The organism is Acinetobacter sp. V2 (assembly GCF_001188385.1).
Classification (GTDB): domain Bacteria; phylum Pseudomonadota; class Gammaproteobacteria; order Pseudomonadales; family Moraxellaceae; genus Acinetobacter; species Acinetobacter oleivorans.
Genome location: NZ_JZFB01000002.1, coordinates 224,848 through 227,196 on the forward strand (window position 1 = coordinate 224,848; position 2,349 = coordinate 227,196).

2 protein-coding genes and 2 pseudogenes are annotated in these 2,349 nt (G+C 37.5%); 1 reads left to right on the forward strand and 3 read right to left on the reverse strand.

Annotated elements, in window-relative coordinates:
- Together UC75_RS09845 and UC75_RS09850 are read right to left on the reverse strand one after the other, a co-directional pair.
- Positions 1–341: pseudogene (locus UC75_RS09845) on the reverse strand (ABC transporter ATP-binding protein); the annotation flags it as partial.
- 182 nt (positions 342–523) lie between these two features.
- Positions 524–1,075 carry a helix-turn-helix domain-containing protein gene (locus UC75_RS09850; protein ID WP_049837471.1) on the reverse strand — a complete coding sequence of 184 codons (552 nt, stop codon included), beginning with the start codon at positions 1,073–1,075 and terminating at the stop codon, positions 524–526.
- A gap of 98 nt (positions 1,076–1,173) precedes the next feature.
- Between UC75_RS09850 and UC75_RS09855 the strand changes: the two genes are divergently transcribed.
- Complete coding sequence (locus UC75_RS09855; RefSeq protein ID WP_049837472.1) at positions 1,174–2,076, forward strand: DMT family transporter; 903 nt, start codon at positions 1,174–1,176, stop codon at positions 2,074–2,076.
- 32 nt (positions 2,077–2,108) lie between these two features.
- On the opposite strand, the pseudogene UC75_RS21010 reads toward UC75_RS09855, so the two are convergent.
- A pseudogene (locus UC75_RS21010) lies at positions 2,109–2,349 on the reverse strand (hypothetical protein); the annotation flags it as partial.

The following is a 2,349-nucleotide window of genomic DNA, read 5'->3' on the forward strand; positions in this document are numbered from 1 at the left end:
AAAATTAATGCTCCTTTGAAATCAACCATCAAATAAGCACTAAAAATATTTTGCGTCCAATGGCATAACTCATTCACCAACCATGCAGTCGCGTAGGCAAGTACGAGTAGATATAAAAAATTAAATGGGAGTTGAATATTGAGGAAAAAGTTATATTCGTGTGCAGAATAGTCGATAATAATTTTCAGCAGGTATGGCAACAATGTTGTAAAGAATGCTGAAAACATCACTAATAAAAACATGAGAAACATACTACTCTTCTGTTTCTTATAATTTTCTTTAGAAACCTGCCATATAAATTTATAGTTCTGAATATCTTGCGAACTTAATAAAAATTTCATTTCTATATCTTTTTTCTATTAAAACGAGTTAAAAATAATTTCATTACACAAGAAATATTATAACTTGCCTTATTTATTGTTCTTCTTATTTTTTGTTTAGAATTAAACTTACAAATTTTTAAATAAGAGAAATTCTTTATATAAAATTTAATAACTCATGTGATTTTATAAAGACTTTAAAATCAATAGACCACATTACGAATAAATTTAAGTACTTGGTTGCCACTATTGATATAGGTATAAGTCACTGAACTAGCATATATAAATGAAGAACCAGCAACGATAGTTTTTGAGCTATCTGCAAATTGTATGGTCAACTCACCTTCTAATACATAAATAAGCTCTTGCCATCCTTCTGGGTCTGCTTCGGCAACATAAGACTCCCCTACTGCTAACGACCATGTCCAAAGCTCAACTTGCGAACGGGACGGAACTGAAGCCAAAAAAGTCGCTCTGCTTTCTTCTTTTTCACCTTGCCAAGCCAGTGCATTGACCAAAGCTTGTTCTTTGTGCTCAGGTGCACTCACAATCGTTCTAAAATCGACGCCCAACACTGCGGCAATTGCATCGAGTTTAGCTAAGCTAATATTGACTTGCCCTGTTTCCAAAGCTGCGATTGTCCGTCTGCTCACCCCTGCCTGATCGGCCAAGTCCTGTTGGCTTAAATCTCGTTCATCTCTTAAGGAACGAATATTTGTGCTGACATGCTGTAAAACGGTACTGGACTGGCTCATAAATTAATGCAGCAAATAAAATATGAGCAATATATTGCACAAAATAGAAGAATAGCGCAATATGTGCAGTATATTGCACAATTCTTTCTATTTTGAATATGTCACCAATTTCTTTGAGTTCAAGCAAAGCCCCACAGTTAGCACTCGTTTTGATTACGATCATTTGGGGTGGAACATTCCTTACTGTGCAATATGCACTGAATTTTTCATCGCCTATGTTTTTTGTGGGCTGCCGCTTTGCTGTCGCGGCGCTTACCTTGCTGCTTATTTCTTTCAAGAGTATGAAAGGCGTTACTTTAAAAGATCTAGGTGCTGGCAGCACGATTGGTCTTGTAATTGCAGCAGGTTATGGCACACAGACGATTGGTCTTCAAACCATTCCAAGTAGTGAGTCGGCTTTTTTAACAGCACTCTATGTTCCGCTTGTACCTATTTTAATGTGGCTCATCTTTAGAAAAGTTCCACACATTATGACTTGGGTGGGAGCAGTCCTTGCTTTTGCTGGCCTTATTTTATTGACAGGTAATGGTTTCGAACAAATCTCTTTAAATTTTGGACAGCTTGTAACAGTACTCGGATCACTTGCGATTGCTTTAGAAATTATTTTTATTAGTTACTTTGCTGGAAAAGTAAATTTACGTCGCGTCACCGTCATTCAACTGGGCGTAGCCTCTCTGGTTTCTTTTGCCATTATGCCTGTGGTGGGTGAACATGCAATTCCTGCATTTTCATGGCCACTTGTACTCCTTGCTGTTGCATTAGGTTTAGCTAGTGCACTTATTCAATTTGTGATGAACTGGGCTCAACGTATGGTTGATCCTTCCCGTGCTGCAATTATCTATGCAGGAGAACCTGTTTGGGCAGGAATTATTGGTCGAATTGCGGGTGAGCGTTTACCAGTTATTGCTCTTTTGGGTGGTGCTTTAGTGGTATTAGGTGTTTTAGTGAGTGAGTTAAAACTTAAGTTACCCATTAAAAAAACTAAAAGAATTCGAGAATAAAAAAGAGAGCTTAATGCTCTCTTTTTTATTTATTAAGGTTGATACATCGGACGGTTATCATTGAGTGCAATCAATCCACGAATTGCACGATATACAATCCAGATCCATGCAGCACCAATTACACCCACACAAAATACGGTCGATGAGATTGCAACGCCTGCAAATAGGTCAGTATTTTCACCTGTAAAGAACAAGAAAATAAACGGCAAAAAGGCAATAATATTCCAAGCGAGATACCACCAGAATGTTCTGATTTGCCATGTAAAGTGGCTC

What these genes read in the sequence shown, in the direction of transcription:
- UC75_RS09855 (WP_049837472.1), top strand. Translation starts at nt 1,174, where the DNA reads ATGTCACCAATTTCTTTGAGTTCAAGCAAAGCCCCACAGTTAGCACTC.
- UC75_RS09850 (WP_049837471.1), bottom strand. Translation starts at nt 1,075, where the DNA reads ATGAGCCAGTCCAGTACCGTTTTACAGCATGTCAGCACAAATATTCGT.